Origin of the sequence: Coxiella-like endosymbiont, assembly GCF_002871095.1 — a bacterium.
GTDB lineage: Bacteria > Pseudomonadota > Gammaproteobacteria > Coxiellales > Coxiellaceae > Coxiella.
In genome coordinates this window covers 1-1,590 of the sequence record NZ_NSHJ01000030.1, presented here as the reverse complement: position 1 = coordinate 1,590, position 1,590 = coordinate 1, and the positions used below count along the sequence as shown (strand labels likewise).

Below are 1,590 nucleotides of genomic sequence, written 5' to 3'. Positions count from 1 at the left end.
GTTCTGTTCCGTGAGCAATTTCAAAATTAATTTTATTCAAGACGAGATTATGTTTTTCTAGAAAAAGTTAAGTTGCGTACAATTACAACATCCATAAACACCGTGACTCATGTTATAACTTTTCTTATAATATCTAAAACTTTTCCTATAATACTTAAACTTATAGAGTCATTTATTGTTTTTTATGGACGACAGTGAGAAATTTTACACCCTTGGAAAAGCCGTCATTGCTACAGAATTACAAGCAATCCAATTATTACAAGAGCGCATTAACAAAGACTTTTCTATAGCATGTAAAACCCTCCTAGCTTGCAAAGGACGGGTGGTTGTCTTAGGAATGGGTAAATCTGGGCACATTGCTCGAAAAATTTCCGCCACCTTTGCTAGTACAGGAACCCCTTCATTTTATGTTCACCCTGGAGAAGCCAGCCATGGCGATGTTGGTATGATTACTAAAGAAGATGTCGCGCTTGTGATTTCTTATTCAGGCGAGACTCTTGAAATTATTAATATTCTTCCTACAATTAAAAGATTAGCAATCCCCCTTCTCATTTTCACAGGAAAACTTCAATCCAGTTTAGCCCGTACCGCTGATGTGATTATCGATATCAGTGTTCACAAAGAAGCCTGCCCACTTGGACTAGCACCTACCTCTAGTACTACAGCGACTTTGGTTATGGGAGATGCTTTAGCAATTACACTTCTTGAAGCTCGAGGTTTCACAACAGAAGATTTCGCCAGGGTACATCCAGGGGGATCCTTAGGAAAACGTCTTTTGCTACACATTGATGACCTTATGCATACTAAAAATCATATGCCGATAGTAAAACCGGATTATATGTTAGATGAGGTTTTAGTGGAAATTACTAAAAAAAGCTTAGGAATGACAGCTGTTATTGAAGACAATGGTCATTTAGTAGGAGTTTTTACAGATGGTGATCTACGTCGAACATTAGATAAAGGTTACGATATTCACCGAACACCAATCAAAGAAGTGATGTCCAAAAATGGAATTACTATTCGTCCGAACCTTTTAGCGGCCGAAGCACTCAAAATTATGCATGAAAACAAAATCACTTCACTACTCGTTACCGATGAAGAGTGTTACCTTTTAGGAGTCATCCATATGCATGATCTTTTACACGCGGGTATTATTTAGGGTATATAGAAAACTGTATGTATCAAGTCGATTAATTTCGGTACATCAAGCTCGTAATCCTTGATCTGGATGGAGTGCTCACGGATAACCACCTCTGATATAAGACTAATAAAAAGATCTTAAAAGTTTTTCATATTCAGAATGTACTTGGAATCAAAATCTTGTTAAAAAGCAAGGGTTGAAGCGGCGATTATAAGCAGTTGAGCAAATTAACCTGTCTTTCAACAAGCAAAAGAATTAGATATTTAACATATCTATCTATATAGATAGTGAACGCGACAACTGCATTCCTTATAAAAAATTACTTGCTCAATTACAACTAAAAGCAAAAAGTGGCTTATATTGATTATGACTTACCTGATTTACCCCTAATGCAGCAAGTCGGTTTAGGATTGTGGGGGTCGAGCAATGCGATATCCGCTCTTCATTCA

1 protein-coding gene is annotated in these 1,590 nt (G+C 37.0%); it reads left to right on the top strand.

Going from position 1 to position 1,590, the window contains the following annotated elements:
* Window positions 1–184 precede the first annotated feature (184 nt).
* Window positions 185–1,159, top strand: a complete 975-nt coding sequence (locus CLERM_RS00315) for a KpsF/GutQ family sugar-phosphate isomerase (RefSeq protein WP_102156640.1) — start codon at window positions 185–187, stop codon at window positions 1,157–1,159.
* Window positions 1,160–1,590 lie beyond the last annotated feature (431 nt).

Bases quoted from the DNA above. Each gene is read 5' to 3' on its own strand.
- CLERM_RS00315 (WP_102156640.1), top strand. From the start codon at position 185: ATGGACGACAGTGAGAAATTTTACACCCTTGGAAAAGCCGTCATTGCT.